Origin of the sequence: Microbacterium sp. NPDC056052, from assembly GCF_042266785.1 — a bacterium.
Lineage (GTDB): Bacteria > Actinomycetota > Actinomycetes > Actinomycetales > Microbacteriaceae > Microbacterium.
Genome location: NZ_JBHJWV010000004.1, coordinates 240,492 through 254,862, shown reverse-complemented (window position 1 = coordinate 254,862; position 14,371 = coordinate 240,492). Strand labels below are relative to the sequence as shown.

Below are 14,371 nucleotides of genomic sequence, written 5' to 3'. Positions count from 1 at the left end.
ATCCGGTCCCTGAGCCTGTCGAAGGGCCGGATCCGCGGAAGCTTCGACGAACTCAGCGTCGAGGAAAACCTGGTCCTCGGTCATCGACACCCATGCGGCTCGTCGTCACCTGTAGCAGGACACACAGCAACGCCCTGGCTTGCGCCCCCTACTCCTCGCGGCGCCCCTCCACCGCGGCGAGCGCCTCGACCGCGCCGCGCGTCGGGGCGATCCGCACGAGTGCGCGGTAGAGGCGCAGCAGCGCCTCGCGATCCGTCGCCCCGGAGCGCGCACGGTCGCAGTGCACCGACTGGATCGCCGCTTCGAGCTGGAACCGTCCGGGCTCCCCTCCCCCGGCGACGCCGCTGAGCCGTGCCGCGCGGTGCAGCAGCGCCTCACCCTCGGCGATGAGCCCGCGGTCCCACAGCGCCGGATCCTGCTCGTCCAGCGCGGGCCAGGGATCTCCGACGCGCGCGGGCGCCCTGGACTGCGCGAGCGTGAGCAGCGCCGCCAGCCCCCATGCCTCCGGATCCGTGTCGAGCAGGGTCGCGGTGAGCACGGCGAGCCAGCGCGCCTCGTCGGCGAGCGAGGTGCGCACATCGCCGTGCCGGTCCAGCCAGTCCAAGGCATAGGCGCCGTAGATCGCCTCGAGCACCGCAGCCGTGCGCGCAGGCATGTCGGCGCGCACGGGAAGGGCGAAGGGGATCCCGGCGTCGCGGATCTTGCGCTTGGCCCGCACGAGGCGCTGCGCCATGGCCGCGGGCTCGACGTCGAACGCGCGCGCCACCTGGGCGGCGTCGAAGCCGAGCACGGCCTGCAGCATGAGCGGCTTGCGGATGCTCTGATCGATCGCGGGGTGCGCGCAGGCGAACAGCAGCTCCAGGCGCCGGTCCGGGATCGCCTCGCCGCGTTCCACCAGGGCGGCGACGTCCATGCCGGCATCGACGTCGCCCAGAGCGTCGTCGAGAGGGGTGCTCGTGCGGCGTGCCGCGGAACCCCACACGTCGCGCAGTCTGTTGCGAGCCACGGTGAGCAGCCATCCTTCCGGGTTGTCCGGCACGCCGGCATCGGGCCAGGTGCGCAGGGCGCGTTCGAGGGCGTCGGCGAGGCAGTCCTCGGCGAGCGCGAGATCTCCGCTTCCGGCCGCGAGAAGGGCGACGAGTCGGCCGTAGGACGTTCGGACCGCGCGCTCGGCGGCGCTCCGGACCTCCTCGGCCGTGCTCATCTCGCCTCCTGGCGTTCTCGGATCCGGTGCTCCTCCGGGATGCACCGCGTTCGGCGCCCGCCCCGCCCGCGCCGGGTCGTGGCTACTGGACCGGCGAAGCTCCCTGCCACGCACCGTCGGCGAAACGCGTCGCGACGGGGCGCACCTCGACCGCACCCCACTCGACGGACGGCGCCTTCGCAGCCCACGCGATCGCGGCGTCGAGGTCGTCCACCTCGATCACGAAGCTGCCGCCGAGCTGCTCCTTGGTGTCGGCGAAAGGGCCGTCCTGGATCACGGGCTGCCCCGCGCGCACGCGCACGGTCGTGGTGGCGGTCGAGGGGTGCAGCACCTCGGCGCTGCGCAGGACGCCCGCCTCGTCCAGGGCCTTGGCATAGACGTCGAAGGCGCGCATGCCCTCGGCGAGCACCTCCGGTCCGAGGTCCTCGGCGCTCATCTCGGGGTACTGCAGCAGAAGCGTGTAACGCATGATCCGTCCTTTCGTGGGTATCGACATCATGGTGACGATCGAAGGAGCCACTGATCGACATCCTCCTCCGCGACGGCCCGGATCGGGAGGGCGAGGATCAGTCCCGGCGCGTCTCGGCCGAGGGCCGCCGGGTCAGAGCCTGCCGAGCACGTCCGGCGGATCCGCGTCGAGCGCGAGCGCCTCGAGCACGCCGAGCAGTTGCCGCTCCTCGAAGGCGAAGTGGTTCTCCATGATCGCGCCGACCCCGTCGAGGTGGCGGTCGAGGTCCTCCGGCGGAGCCCCGCTGGCCGCGGACGCGGCGAGCGCCGTGAGCAGCACGTCGATCATCGCGTGATCCTCGGTGAGCGTGCGCAGCACGGGGGCCAGCTCCGGATGCGCGGCCTCGATCGCCGGGAAGAGGGCACGGTCCTCACCCCGGTGGTGCTGGTCGAGGGCCGTGCAGAACCCGCGGCAGTACAGGAGCAGGTCGCGGCCCGGCTTCTGCGGATCCGCCGCGTGCACGCCGTCGCGCACGAGGCGCAGGGCCTCGCGCAGCCGCGCGTGCGCCCGGCGGAGTTCGTTGCTCCAGGCGATGAGCCTGGTCGTCTCGCGCTCAGTCACGCGAGAGCGAAGGGTGGGACGAGAGCATCGTCACGCTCCTTCCATCCGGCGCCTCCATGCCTGACACGGTCTGCCACCGGCACGCGACGCTCGGGTCAGTGTATCCCCTGACTGCGGGGCGGGACGGCGGGCGTAGGGTGACAGCGGAGCCCCCGGATGCAGAGGAGAGGCGATGTTCGGAGAGAAGCGACGCGAGGAGAAGCGCGAGGAGGCGGCGCTCGCGGAGGCCAAGGAGCAGGCGTCCGCCGCGGTCGAGGAGAGCGAGACGGATGACGCCTCGTTCGAGCCCGACGAGACGCTCGAACAGCAGGAGGAGCCGGACAGCGGGGACGTCCGGAAGTAGGTGCGCCCTTGTCACGGGACGTCGCGAGCCGAGGTCGTCGGCCCCGCCGGCGCCGGCGGCACATCATCGAGGAAGTCCACCGTGGGCACGAAGAAGAGCGAACCGGTGCGCGCTGTGGAGAAGTCCAGGATCCGGTCCGTGTTGCCGGGAGGATCCCCGAGGAACATGTTCCGCAGCATCCGCTCGATCACATCCGGATCCGCCGCGTAGCCGATGAAGTAGGTGCCGAACTCGCCGGTGCCCAGCTCGCCGAACGGCATATTGCTGCGCAGGATCTGGCGCTCGGTGCTGTCCGGGTCGACGATCGTGTTGAGGTGCACGTGCGAGTTCGCGGGCTTCACCGCATCGGGCATCTCGATGTCCTCGAGCTTGCTGCGCCCTATGGCCCGCTCCTGCTCGTGCACGGGCAGCTCGCCCCATGAGCCGAGGTCGTGCGTGTACTTCTGCACGATGACGTAGCTGCCGCCGGCGAAATCCGGATCCTCGTCGCCGATGAGCACCGCCGCCGTGGCCGCGGATCCCTCCGGGTTCTCCGTGCCGTCGACGAAGCCGAGCAGGTCGCGCTCGTCGAAGTACTTGAACCCGTGCGTCTCGTCGACGACGTCGGCGTGACCGCGGAGGCGATCCACGACCTGGCGGCACAGCTCGAAGCACACGTCCATGTGATGCGCGCGCACATGCAGGAGCAGATCGCCCGGCGTCGCGGGGGCGACATGGCGGGGGCCGTGCAGCGCCTCGAACGGGTGCAGCCCCTTCGGTCGCGGCGCGCCGAACATCCGATCCCACAGCAGCGCGCCGATGCCGAGCACGGCATTCAGGTGGTCCGAAGGCGTGCGGAACGACACCGACCGGGTGATCCCGGACAGGTCGGCGAGCAGGTCGCGGACGGCCTCCTCGCTCCCCTCGCGCACGGTGAGCACGAGGAAGAGAGCCGCCCTGGCGGGCGGGGCGACGACCTGCTGTGTGACCACCGGATCCATCCCCTCCGCGCGCGTTCGCGATGCACGGTCAGCCTGTCACGCGGCGAGCATCCGCTTCAACCTCCGAGGGGACGAACCTGACCCGGCGACGCGGGCGGGCGGGACGTCGACATGCCCGGCCGACAGCGCCGGGTGACGGACAATGGGCCTATCCCCTTCCCCCGACCGAGGACCTTCGTGAACGACTCCCTGAATGCTCTCGGCCGCTACGTGCGAGCGCGGCGCGGCGTGGTGCAGCCGGAGGAGGTCGGGCTCGTCAGGCAGCAGGGGAGACGTGTCACCGGGCTCCGGCGTCTCGAGGTCGCGGAGCTCGCCGGCATCAGCGCCGAGTACTACCTGCGCATCGAGCAGGGACGCATCGGGCGCCCGTCCGAACAGGTGCTCTCCTCCCTCGCCCGCGCGCTGCGCCTCGACGAGGAGTCGGTCGCGCACATGCACCGGTTGGTCGCCGGCCACCCGCCGGTGAGGAGCGCCCCCAGCCCGGAGCTCACGGAGCGCATCGCCCGCACACTCTCCCGCTGGTATCGCACCCCGGCGTACATCTCCGACCCGCACCGAGACATCGTCGCCTCCACCGCCCTGGCCGCAGCGCTCGGGCACGGCGGCCTCGCCGTGGGATCCAATCAGGTCGCCGCCCTCTTCAACACGCGCATGAAGAGCACCCTCGTGGAGTGGGAGGCGATGACGCGCTCGGCCGTCGCCACCCTGCGCAGGGACGCCCATCCGGACTCGCCCCGACTGGCCGACCTCGTCGGCGAACTCTCGTCCGATCCGGACTTCGTCCGAATCTGGGAGCGGCACGACGTCTCCGGCCCCGAGGACACGACCTTCCACATCGCCATCGAGGGGTTCGGCGACGTCGCGATCGATGCGCACAACTTCGCGGTGCGGAGCCTCCCCGGCTACCAGCTCACCGTGCTCTCGGCCCCTCCCGGCGGAATCGCGGAGACCCTCTTCGCCGGCCTCGCGGCATCCGTCCCTCTCTCCGAGGCACCCGGAGGGTAGTACTACGCGGGCCTCTCTCGCCCGTGCCGCTGAGCCATATCGTGTGTGACGCGAGTCCGCAGCGACCTCGTCGCGGACCGCTCCCCTCCCCCAGGAAAGGACACACGATGCCCTACATCACCACGCCCGACGGCACCGAGATCTACTACACCGAGCTCGGCGAGGGCCGCCCCGTCATCTTCAGCCACGGCTGGCCGCTGAACTCGGACGCCTGGCAGAAGGAACTGAAGATCTTCGCCGACGCCGGCTACCGCGCCATCGCGCACGACCGCCGCGGACACGGCCGCTCGTCCCGCACCTACCGGGGCAACGACATGGACACCTACGTCGCCGATCTCGCCTCGCTCGCCGAGCAGCTCGACCTGCAGGACATCCTCCTCGTGGGCCACTCCACCGGGGGCGGGGAGGTCGTCCGCTACGCGGCCACCCTCGGCGCCGGGCGGGTGTCCAAGGTCGCGACGGCCGGGGCGGTGCCCCCGATCATGGTCCAGTCGGCGACGAACCCCGAGGGCACCCCGCTCGAGGTGTTCGACGGCATCCGCGCGGGCGTGCTCAACGATCGCTCGCAGTTCTACAAGGACCTCGCCGAGTCGTTCTTCGGCTTCAACCACCAGCCGGAGAAGCGCTCGCAGGGCCTCGTCGACGACTTCCAGCGCCAGGGCATGACGGCAGCCCTCAACGCCGCCTACGACTGCGTGAAGGTCTTCTCGGAGACGGACTTCACCAAGGACCTGCGGGCTCTCGACGTCCCGATCCTGCTCGCGCACGGCGACGACGATCAGATCGTCCCGATCGCCGCCGCGGCGGAGAAGGCGATCGCGCTCGTCTCCCAGGGGACCCTGAAGATCTACCCCGGCGCGTCGCACGGGATCTGGGGCGACTACCAGGTGGCGCTGGACGACGACATCCTCGCGTTCTTCGCGGAGTGACGTCGACGGGTGGCGAGGACCGGATCCGATCCTCGCCACCCGGTGTCGATGCCGCCGCTCAGGCGGTCGGCTCCGCCTCGGCCGGTGCGATGCGCACGAGCATCTTGCCGGTGTTCGCGCCGCGCATCATGTCGAGGAACGCGTCGACCGTGTTCTCGATGCCGTCGACGATCGTCTCGTCATAGGCGATCCGGCCCGCGGCGAACCATGCGGCCATCTTCTCCTGGAACTCAGGCGCGAGACCGAGGTACCCCGAGAGCGTGAAGCCCTTGAGCATCAGGCCCCGGGTGATGACGTTCGCGAGGTTGTCGGGCCCCGGGGTGCGATCGGTCGTGTTGTAGCCGGCGATCGCTCCGCACAGAGCCGCACGCCCGCCATCGTTGAAGGCGTCGAGCGCCGCCTCGAGGTGGTCTCCGCCGACGTTGTCGAAGAACACGTCGATCCCGTCCGGGGCGGCCGCGGCGAGCTGTGCCCGCACGTCGCCGTCCTTGTAGTCGAACGCGGCGTCGTAGCCGTACTTCTCGGTCAGAAGCGCGACCTTCTCCGGGCTGCCGGCCGAGCCGATCACCCGTCCGGCGCCGAGGAGCTTCGCGATCTGCCCGACGGCGGTACCCACGGCGCCCGCGGCGCCGGAGACGAAGACGGTGTCGCCGGGCTTCATCCCGGCGATCGCGGTGAGCCCGACGTACGCCGTCAGCCCGGTCATCCCGAGGATGTGCAGCCGCAACGACGAGGGGGCGCCGGGGATCTCGTCGACGGGCCGGAACGAGGTCGCCTCGGCCTGGACCACGTCGGCCCAGCCGTGCTGGTGCAGCACGACCGTGCCCACCGGCAGCTCGTCGGCGTTCGACGCGACGACGCGACCGATCGCGCCGCCGGTGATCGTCTCGCCCAGCGCGAAGGGCGGCACATAGCTGCGCACATCGTTCATCCGTCCCCGCATGTACGGATCCACGGAGACGAACTCGTTGCGCACCCGCACCTCACCCGGCGCGGGATCCTCGTACGTGACCTCCGTGGTGCGGAAGTCGTCGGGCGTCGGCCATCCGACGGGGCGCTTCGCGAGCTGGATCTGGGTGCTGAGGGCAATGGACATGGGAACTCTCTTTCTCGAAGGGGCGAGGAGGGGGCGGTGCTCGGTCAGAGCACGAGACCGACCGCCAGGAGGATGACGGCTGCGGCGGGGAGGAGGCCCTGCTTCAGCGCTGCGCCCCGCTTGTCGGGGCTGGACAGCAGGAGGACCAGGGCGGCTCCCGCCATCGATCCGGCGCCGGCGAACACCAGGCCCGCCCCGAGCGCCGATGCACCGGCGATGAGGAAGACGATGCCCGCGACGGCGATCAGGGCGAGGAACAGGTTGTAGAAGCCCTGGTTGAAGGCCATCGACTTCGTCGCCCGCGCCTCCTCCTCGCTCATGCCGAACGTCGCGCGCACCCGCGCCGAGGTCCATGCCATCGACTCCATGACGAAGATGTAGACGTGGACGAGGGCCGCCAGTCCGGCCAGGATCAGGCCTGCGATCACCATGGGGAACTCCTTCTCGTGAAGATCTATTCTGTAACGACCTGTCCAATATATACTGGATCAACCGTTACAGAAAGGCGGAGACATGGCACGCACCCAGGGATTCGACCGCGACACGGTCGTCCGCGCCGCCCGCACGCTCTTCTGGACCACCAGCTACGAGAGCGCGTCGATCCCCGAGCTCGAGGCGGCGACCGGGCTCAGCCGGTCCAGCATCTACAACGCCTTCGGCTCGAAGCGCGGACTCTTCGACGCCGCCGTGGAGAACTACCTGGACGAGGTCGTCCGACCTCGTCTGCAGCCATTGAAGGCCGACGTCGTCGCTCCCGAGGCGATCCTCGACTACCTGCGAGGCCTGCACGGCGCCTTCCTCACCCTGAGCTCGATGCCCGCGTCGAACGGCTGCCTCCTCATCAACGCCGCGGGTGCCCCGATCGCCCGCGACCCGCAGGTCTCCCGAGTGATCGCGGACTACCGGACGGAACTGCACGACGCGATCGCCCGGGGCGTCCGCGCACAGCCCGACTCCCGAGGGGCCGCGGAGCAGTCACGGCTCGCCGACACCGTCACGAACCTGGTCGTCGCGGCGTTCGCGCTCGCCCGCATCGATTCCGCAGAGGCCGCGCGCAGCATCGAGACGGCGGTGGGCATCGTCACCGTCGCAGCAGACGTCGTCGGCTGACCTCGGCGGCCGCCAGCGCGCGCAGGGCGGATCAGGGTCTCGTGCGCTTCCGAGTCCAGGATGCTCCTCCCTCCCGCGGTGCGCGCGTGGGTTCAGCGTCCGGGCGGCCCCTCGAGCACGGTCGGGACGTATTCGACCAGCTGCAGCCGCCCGTCGAACGTGCGCGACTCGACGAGGTCGAGGCGCACGTCGGGGTAGCCGTCGAAGATCCGGTCCTGTCCCGTGGCACCGGTGATCACCGGGAAGATCACGACACGGTACCGGTCGACGAGCCCCGCGTTCAGCAGGGCACGGCAGAGGGCGATGCTGCCGAGGGTGCGCAGCGGACTGTCCGACTGCTCTTTCAGCCGCCGCACGTACTCGACGGCGTCGTCGCGGACGAGGGTCGAGTTCGCCCAGGTCAACGGCTCCTCGAGGGTCGACGAGAACACGTACTTCGGGATCGCGTCGAGCACGCCGACGCCCTCCTCCCCTCCTGCGGCGAACGCCGACATGAGCCGGTACGTCGTCGCCCCCATGAGGATCGGATAGTCCTTGTCGGGCGTGGAGCCGAGCCACTCGAAGTACTCGGGACCGCCCATCCCCCACAGCCCGGGCCAGCCCTCCGCGGCGCCGTAGCCGTCGAGGGAGCAGATGAAGTCGATCGTCAGGTTCTGCATGTCTTCTCCTTCAGCTCCGCCGGGGCGCCGAGGATCTCCGGTGCGATGCGGAGGCTTCGCGCAGGAGTCTAGGCCGAGGACGGCACCCGCGGAAGGCATCGGCGGGTTACGATCTCCGGCCGAACGTGAGATAACAGAGCCATGCAGATCCCGCGTCCGTCCGAGGACTCCAAGGAGTTCTTCCGCGCCGTCATACCCGCAGCGCCCGGCGTCGAGGTCAAGCCGATGTTCGGCAACCTGGGCGCCTTCGTGAACGGCAACATGTTCGCCGGACTCTTCGGCGACGATCTCGGCGTGCGCCTCGTCGACGAGGACTCGCTCAGCGCGCTGCGAGTCGTTCCCGGGGCGGGACCGTTCGGCCCGGCGGAGCGGCCGATGGGCGGCTATCTCGCGCTGCCTGCCGAATGGCGGGGCGACCCGGAGCGCACCGCGGAATGGGTGTCCGCCGCACTCGAACAGGTCGGGCGCCTTCCGGCCAAGCAGCCCCAGGCACGCGCGCCGCGGAAGAAGGCCTGACATGGGCACGACGTTCCCCGGGTGGTCAGAGCGCGCGAGCGACTTCTACGTCGGCCTCGAAGCCGACAACTCCAAGAACTACTGGACCCGGAATCGCGCGGTCTACGACACCGAGGTCCTCGCCCCGATGCGGGCCTTGCTGGACGACCTGTCCGCGGAGTTCGGCGAGGGACGGATCTTCCGGCCGAACCGCGACATCCGCTTCAGCGCCGACAAATCTCCCTACAAGACGTCGATCGGGGCCATGCTCGGCCAGGGCCACGTCGAGTTCTCCGCCCGCGGACTCGGCACCGGTGCGGGGTGCCACATGCTGGCCTCAGACCAGCTGACGCGCCTGCGCGCCGCCGTCGCCGACGATGCGACGGGCCCCCGGCTCGAGGCCATCATCGGCGACCTCGAGGCTTCGGGCATCGACGTCACCTCCCACGACCGCCTCGCCACCGCCCCCCGCGGATACGCGAAGGACCATCCGCGCATCGAGCTGCTCCGGAACAAGGACCTGGTTGCGAGGAAGCACTGGGATCCGACGACGCCCTGGCTGCGCTCCCCCGAGACCGTGGACCATGTTGTCGCCGTGCTCCGCGCCGCCCGCCCGCTCGTGCAGTGGCTCGACGAGAACGTCGGCCCGACCGCGACGGAAGGACGTCGCTGAGGAGACGCCCTTCCGTCGGACGGAGACCCGGGCCGACGCCTCAGTCCCGGTCGAGCGGGTGCGCCGAGGTGGGGATCGACCCGGTGAGCGGTGCCCCGGTTCGGATCAGCTGGCGCTTGCGCACCTGCCACAGCACGGCGAGCAGGAGGAACCACACGGGCGTGGCGAGCGCTGCATACCGGGTCCCGGGGCTGTAGAGAAGCGCGAAGACGACGAAGGCGAAGAACCCGAGGACGAGCCACGGGGTGACCGCGGCGAATGGCATCTTGAAGGCGGAGGCGGCGTGGCGTTCGGGATGGCGGCGCCGGTACACGATGTAGCTGACGACGATCGAACCCCACGTGAAGATGACGAGCGCGGCGCACATCGTGGAGACGAAGTCGAACGCGGCGATCACGCCATCCCCCGCGTACAGCAGCGCGATCGCGCTGAACAGCAGGACCGCGGTGCAGAACACGGCCCGCCGAGGCACGCCGCGGCTGTCGGTGAGTGCGAGAGCGCGCGGTGCGTGCCCGTCCTTCGCGAGCCCGAACAGCATCCGGGTCCCCGAGTAGACGCCGGAGTTCGCGCTCGACGCCGCCGACGTCAGCACGACCAGGTTCATGACCAGCGCGGCGGGCACGAACCCGGCGAGCAGGAACATCTGCACGAATGGGCTCTCGCCGGCCTTGAGCTCGGACCAGGGGATCACGCTCATGATCACGGTCAGCGAGCCGACGTAGAAGATCAGGATGCGCACGACGATGGAGTTGATCGCCTTCGGCAGCGTCTTACGCGGGTTCTGCGTTTCGGCCGCCGCCGTTCCGACGAGTTCGACTCCGATGAAGGAGAACACCCCCATCTGGAAGCCGAGGATGAAGCCGCTGATCCCCAAGGGGAACATGCCACCCCTGTCCCAGAGGTGCGTGACGGATGCCGTGACGCCGCCGTGGCTCAGCTGGGTGAGGATGAGCACGGCACCGGTCACGATGAGCGCGACGATGGCGGTGATCTTGATGATCGCGAACCAGAACTCCATCTCCCCGAACCACTTCACCGGTTGGAGGTTGAGCAGGAGCAGCAGCAGAGCGGCAGCGGCCGCCGGAATCCATAGGGAGACATCGGGCCAGAAGAACTGCGTGTAGCCGACGATTGCGGTGATGTCGGCGACGCACGCGATCACCCAGGAGAACCAGTAGTTCCACGAGACGAAGAAGCCGGCCCATGGCCCCAGCATGTCCTTGGCGATGTCGCCGAACGTCTTGTAGTGCAGGTTCGAGAGCAGGAGTTCCCCGAGAGCTCGCATGATGAAGAACACGAAGAAGCCGATGATCGCGTAGACGAAGATGATCGACGGACCCGCGACCGAGACGAGCCGCCCCGATCCCATGAACAGGCCGGTGCCGATCGCGCCGCCGATGGCGATCAACTGAAGGTGGCGGTTCTTCAGCCCGCGATGCATCTCCTCCTGCTGCGTCGTCTGTGTGATGGACATGACACTCCCTTGTATCGATGTGGATGATGGCGTCGTGAGCGTGAGGGCCGCGCCGGGTCACGCCACGACGCGGAACCGATCCAGAGCCGGGTCGAACGCGCCGCGGACGTATCCGGACGGCGCGGCGGCGGTCGCCCGGAGGAAGGCGATGACCTCTTCGCTGAGGATCTCCCCTGGCAGCACGTTCGGGACTCCGGGCGGGTACGCGGCGAGCGAGTCGGCCGATACCCGTCCTATCGCGTCCGCGTAGGGCACGGTCTCGACGGGGTGGAAGAACGCCTCGGCAAGCCCCATCGCACGATCGCAGCCGGCCGGCAGTGCGACCGGGCGCGCCGGGTCGATCTCCGCCGCGGGCAACGCCTGGAGCGCGCTCCAGAACCGGCCGACGTCGACCGGGGACGCAGCGCCCACGAGGAGCAGAAGCGCGGCCGGGGTCGCGAGCTCGCAATAGACCCGATGGTCGCGCAGGAGCCGGTGCTGAGCGTCGTGGCCGGTGATCCCCGCCCCGCGGGTGTCGATCACGATCTTGAACGGGTCATTCGCGACCGTGCCGGCGCTGGCGAGGATGTCCGGCGTCGCATCGCGGAAGCGTCGATCGTCGCGTACGCGCATCCGGATCTCCTCGGCCGAATCGAGTGCCCGATCGATCATCGCGGGCCGGGTGACGAGGTGATGCCGTGCTTCGTCGAGGGAAGCCAGGAGGAGCGCACTGGAGCTGGTCGACTGATAGGACCGCACCACGCGGTCCACGAGGTCCTCGATCGATTCCGCGAACGGGCCGTGCCCGAGATGCAGCATCGCCGACTGCGTCAGCGAGCCCGCGCCCTTGTGCGTGCTGGAGATCACCAGGTCGGCACCCAGCCGAGCCGCGTTGAGCGGCAGGCGCGGGTGCATCCCGAAGTGCGAGCCCCACGCCTCATCCACGATGAGCGGCACCCCGTGCCGGTGGGCGACCTCGGCGATCGCTGCCACGTCGGCGACCGCACCGAAGTAGCTCGGCGAGACGATGTAGACCGCGGAGCTCGCAGGGTGGGCGGTCAACGCCGTCTCGATCTGCGCAGCGGTGACGCCGTGCGATGAGCCCAGGCCCGTGTCGACCGCTCCTGCGACGAAGTGCGGGGTGAGGCTCGCGTGCGCGAGGCCGTCGATCACACTGGAGTGCACGCTGCGCTGCACGACGAGTTCGGCGCCGAGGCCCCGCGCGACCGTGGTCGCGATGTGATTGCCGCCCGATGCGCCGTTGGTGAGGAACCAGGTGCGCCGAGCGCCCCACGCCGCGGCCGCGAGCTCTTGCGCGCGCATCAGAGGGGCGCGCCGGCCCGGGGTCACGAGCCGCCATGTCTCCTGGTCGACGCCGCTGAACAGCATCGGGAAGTCGATCGACAGCGCCTCCGGTCCCACGATTCGTGTGAGCCCCGGAGCGTTCTCGGCCCGACCCTGGTGCGCGGGGACATGCAGACGCTGCCAGTCGTGCGCCGCGAGGCCGCGGAGAGCATCGGCATACGGCGTCTCGTCCTGTCCCGCAGGCACGGACGCAGCCCCCCGCACATCGACTCCGGCAGGGAGCTCACGACGTTCAGTCATTCGCATGTCGCCAGGCTAGGAGTGCTCTGTTTTCGATGGAATATCAGGTTTTCGTTCTTGGTCACATACTTTCTATGGGACTAAGCTCCGGAGCCATGATCAGCCTCCAGCAGTTCCGCGTGCTGCTCGCGGTGCGCGAGCACGGCAGCCTTACGAAAGCCGCCGAGGCACTGCACTACGGCGTGCCCACACTGACGCACCACCTGCAGGGCCTCGAGGCCCACCTCGGTGCGAAGCTCGTCGAGAGCGATCGCAACGGGACCCGGCTCACACCGATCGGTGCCTTCTTCGCCGAACAGGTCGCACCGATCCTCACGAAGCTCGAGCGCGCCGAACGCGACGTGGCGGAGCTCAAGGATGCGGGACTCGCGATGCTGCGCATCGGCACCTTCGCATCCGTCGGCTCACGCCTGCTCCCCGATGCGATCGCCGCGATCCAGGAACGCAGCCGCGTCCGGATCGCGGTCATCGAGGCGGAACCGACGGACGTCGTCCGGATGCTGCGCGCGGACGAGATCGATGCCGGTCTCATCTTCGATGCCACGGCCGATCCCGCGTTCACGGCACCGGACCTCGTCCTCGAGACGGTGCTCAGCGAGCCCTATCAGGTGATGGTCGCGAAGGGCAGCGAATGGGCGGCCCGGGAACGCGTCGACTTCTCCGACCTCGCGGACGCGAGCTGGCTGCAGAGCAGAAGTGGCGACGAGGCGTCGGACCGCGTCCTGCGCCGGGTCTGCCATGGCGCCGGATATCCGGTGCGCGAACTGATCCGCACCGACGACCTGTACATGATTCACGGACTGGTGGAGCGGGGGCTCGCGCTCGCGCTCTCCACGACCGTGATGACCGACACGGACTTCGAGGTCGTGCTGCGACCCGCGGTCCAGGACCTCGGCGAGCGGCGCGTGTACCTCGCGAGCCGCCGCGAGGCCCGGCCGGCCGCTGTCGACTGGCTCGCTGAGGCGGTCCGCGCCGCCGCGCTCGCCCGAGCCGAGGCCTCTCGGTAGCGGATCAGGGGCTGTCGGGCGCCATCATGACGCGGGACGTGCGCTGCTCGTCGTCACGCATCAGGCCGCGTCACCACCGGCTCCGCCCACGCGAACGTCGTGTTGGCCGGGTCGTCGAGGTCGCGGCCGGAGATCTGCCGGTAGAACGCCCTGGTCGCCCCTTCGAGGGTTTCCGCGTAGTCGATCTCCTCGGGCAGCAGCGCCCATTGCGCACGGATGCCGTCGTTGAGGGCGAGGAGATGCAACACGATGGCACGCGGGTCCTGGTGCGGCAGCAGCTCCCCGCTGTCGATGCCTCGAGCGATGTGCGGCACCAGGAAAGCCAGCGACTCGGTGAGCCGCCGAGCGAGATGGGCTGTCGCGGGATGGTCGTCGAGCACACTCGCCCCGCTGAGCATGGCCCGGAACCGGATGTACTCCGGCTCCTTCGTCGCCGACCGCACGCCGGAGTTGAATGCCGCGATCATGTCGGCGACGGTACGGACCTCGTTCTCCACGACGGGAGCGAACGCCTCCTCGCGACGCTGGACCACGGCCATGAACAGATCGAGCTTGGTCGGGAAGTGATGGATGAGGCCCGCGTCGGTCATCCCCGCATCGTGTGCGATATCGGCGATGCGGGTCGTCTCATACCCCTGGTGCGCGAAGCGTCGAACCGCGGCCTCAAGGATCCGCGCCCGCCTCTCCTGGCCTCGACGCACGCGCCCGTCCGACGTATTCCGCTCGCTCATCGTCACGATTCT

The 14,371-nt window shown here is 69.6% G+C and carries 17 protein-coding genes; 7 read left to right on the top strand and 10 right to left on the bottom strand.

The window, feature by feature from the left end; translation table 11 throughout:
* Positions 1 to 148 precede the first annotated feature (148 nt).
* From ACFC1J_RS10170 to ACFC1J_RS10160, 3 genes are all read right to left on the bottom strand, one after another.
* A complete protein-coding gene (locus ACFC1J_RS10170; RefSeq protein WP_375905008.1) occupies positions 149 to 1,204 on the bottom strand; it encodes an RNA polymerase sigma factor in 1,056 nt (351 codons plus the stop codon).
* Between the two features lie 82 nt (positions 1,205 to 1,286).
* Positions 1,287 to 1,673, bottom strand: a complete 387-nt coding sequence (locus tag ACFC1J_RS10165; protein WP_375905005.1) for a YciI family protein — start codon at positions 1,671 to 1,673, stop codon at positions 1,287 to 1,289.
* 132 nt (positions 1,674 to 1,805) lie between these two features.
* The gene (locus ACFC1J_RS10160; protein ID WP_375905002.1) at positions 1,806 to 2,273 is read right to left on the bottom strand and encodes a hemerythrin domain-containing protein; all 468 of its coding nucleotides are present in this window, start codon (positions 2,271 to 2,273) and stop codon (positions 1,806 to 1,808) included.
* Positions 2,274 to 2,445: 172 nt separating this feature from the next.
* Here ACFC1J_RS10160 and ACFC1J_RS10155 point away from each other — a divergent pair, with 172 nt between their 5' ends.
* Positions 2,446 to 2,616 carry a hypothetical protein gene (locus tag ACFC1J_RS10155; RefSeq protein ID WP_375904999.1) on the top strand — a complete coding sequence of 57 codons (171 nt, stop codon included), beginning with the start codon at positions 2,446 to 2,448 and terminating at the stop codon, positions 2,614 to 2,616.
* 11 nt (positions 2,617 to 2,627) lie between these two features.
* Here ACFC1J_RS10155 and ACFC1J_RS10150 read toward each other — a convergent pair whose 3' ends face one another.
* Positions 2,628 to 3,596, bottom strand: coding sequence for a Dyp-type peroxidase (locus ACFC1J_RS10150; RefSeq protein WP_375904996.1), 969 nt, complete (start codon positions 3,594 to 3,596; stop codon positions 2,628 to 2,630).
* Positions 3,597 to 3,773: 177 nt separating this feature from the next.
* Here ACFC1J_RS10150 and ACFC1J_RS10145 point away from each other — a divergent pair, with 177 nt between their 5' ends.
* Together ACFC1J_RS10145 and ACFC1J_RS10140 are read left to right on the top strand one after the other, a co-directional pair.
* Entirely contained in the window at positions 3,774 to 4,601 is an 828-nt protein-coding gene (locus ACFC1J_RS10145; protein WP_375904993.1) for a helix-turn-helix transcriptional regulator, read from the top strand.
* A 107-nt stretch (positions 4,602 to 4,708) separates the two neighbouring features.
* Positions 4,709 to 5,530 (top strand): alpha/beta fold hydrolase, encoded by an 822-nt coding sequence (locus ACFC1J_RS10140; RefSeq protein ID WP_375904990.1) that lies wholly within the window; start codon positions 4,709 to 4,711, stop codon positions 5,528 to 5,530.
* A 58-nt stretch (positions 5,531 to 5,588) separates the two neighbouring features.
* Here ACFC1J_RS10140 and ACFC1J_RS10135 read toward each other — a convergent pair whose 3' ends face one another.
* Together ACFC1J_RS10135 and ACFC1J_RS10130 are read right to left on the bottom strand one after the other, a co-directional pair.
* Entirely contained in the window at positions 5,589 to 6,626 is a 1,038-nt protein-coding gene (locus tag ACFC1J_RS10135) for an NADP-dependent oxidoreductase (RefSeq protein WP_375904987.1), read from the bottom strand.
* A 44-nt stretch (positions 6,627 to 6,670) separates the two neighbouring features.
* Positions 6,671 to 7,057 (bottom strand): DUF1304 domain-containing protein, encoded by a 387-nt coding sequence (locus ACFC1J_RS10130; RefSeq protein ID WP_375904985.1) that lies wholly within the window; start codon positions 7,055 to 7,057, stop codon positions 6,671 to 6,673.
* 82 nt (positions 7,058 to 7,139) lie between these two features.
* On the opposite strand from ACFC1J_RS10130, the gene ACFC1J_RS10125 reads away from it, so the two are divergent.
* Complete coding sequence (locus ACFC1J_RS10125; protein ID WP_375904982.1) at positions 7,140 to 7,736, top strand: TetR/AcrR family transcriptional regulator; 597 nt, start codon at positions 7,140 to 7,142, stop codon at positions 7,734 to 7,736.
* 92 nt (positions 7,737 to 7,828) lie between these two features.
* Here ACFC1J_RS10125 and ACFC1J_RS10120 read toward each other — a convergent pair whose 3' ends face one another.
* Entirely contained in the window at positions 7,829 to 8,395 is a 567-nt protein-coding gene (locus ACFC1J_RS10120) for a dihydrofolate reductase family protein (RefSeq protein WP_375904979.1), read from the bottom strand.
* Between the two features lie 141 nt (positions 8,396 to 8,536).
* On the opposite strand from ACFC1J_RS10120, the gene ACFC1J_RS10115 reads away from it, so the two are divergent.
* Both ACFC1J_RS10115 and ACFC1J_RS10110 read left to right on the top strand, forming a co-directional pair.
* A complete protein-coding gene (locus tag ACFC1J_RS10115; protein ID WP_375904976.1) occupies positions 8,537 to 8,911 on the top strand; it encodes a TfoX/Sxy family protein in 375 nt (124 codons plus the stop codon).
* Between the two features lies 1 nt (position 8,912).
* Positions 8,913 to 9,563: a DUF2461 domain-containing protein gene (locus ACFC1J_RS10110; RefSeq protein ID WP_375904973.1), complete on the top strand. Its 651-nt coding sequence runs from the start codon at positions 8,913 to 8,915 to the stop codon at positions 9,561 to 9,563.
* 40 nt (positions 9,564 to 9,603) lie between these two features.
* Here ACFC1J_RS10110 and ACFC1J_RS10105 read toward each other — a convergent pair whose 3' ends face one another.
* Both ACFC1J_RS10105 and ACFC1J_RS10100 read right to left on the bottom strand, forming a co-directional pair.
* Entirely contained in the window at positions 9,604 to 11,037 is a 1,434-nt protein-coding gene (locus ACFC1J_RS10105; RefSeq protein WP_375904971.1) for an amino acid permease, read from the bottom strand.
* 57 nt (positions 11,038 to 11,094) lie between these two features.
* A complete protein-coding gene (locus tag ACFC1J_RS10100; RefSeq protein ID WP_375904968.1) occupies positions 11,095 to 12,621 on the bottom strand; it encodes an aminotransferase class I/II-fold pyridoxal phosphate-dependent enzyme in 1,527 nt (508 codons plus the stop codon).
* A 95-nt stretch (positions 12,622 to 12,716) separates the two neighbouring features.
* Between ACFC1J_RS10100 and ACFC1J_RS10095 the strand changes: the two genes are divergently transcribed.
* Positions 12,717 to 13,628 carry a LysR family transcriptional regulator gene (locus ACFC1J_RS10095; protein WP_375904965.1) on the top strand — a complete coding sequence of 304 codons (912 nt, stop codon included), beginning with the start codon at positions 12,717 to 12,719 and terminating at the stop codon, positions 13,626 to 13,628.
* Between the two features lie 53 nt (positions 13,629 to 13,681).
* Here ACFC1J_RS10095 and ACFC1J_RS10090 read toward each other — a convergent pair whose 3' ends face one another.
* Entirely contained in the window at positions 13,682 to 14,359 is a 678-nt protein-coding gene (locus ACFC1J_RS10090; RefSeq protein ID WP_375904962.1) for a TetR/AcrR family transcriptional regulator, read from the bottom strand.
* Positions 14,360 to 14,371: the final 12 nt, after the last annotated feature.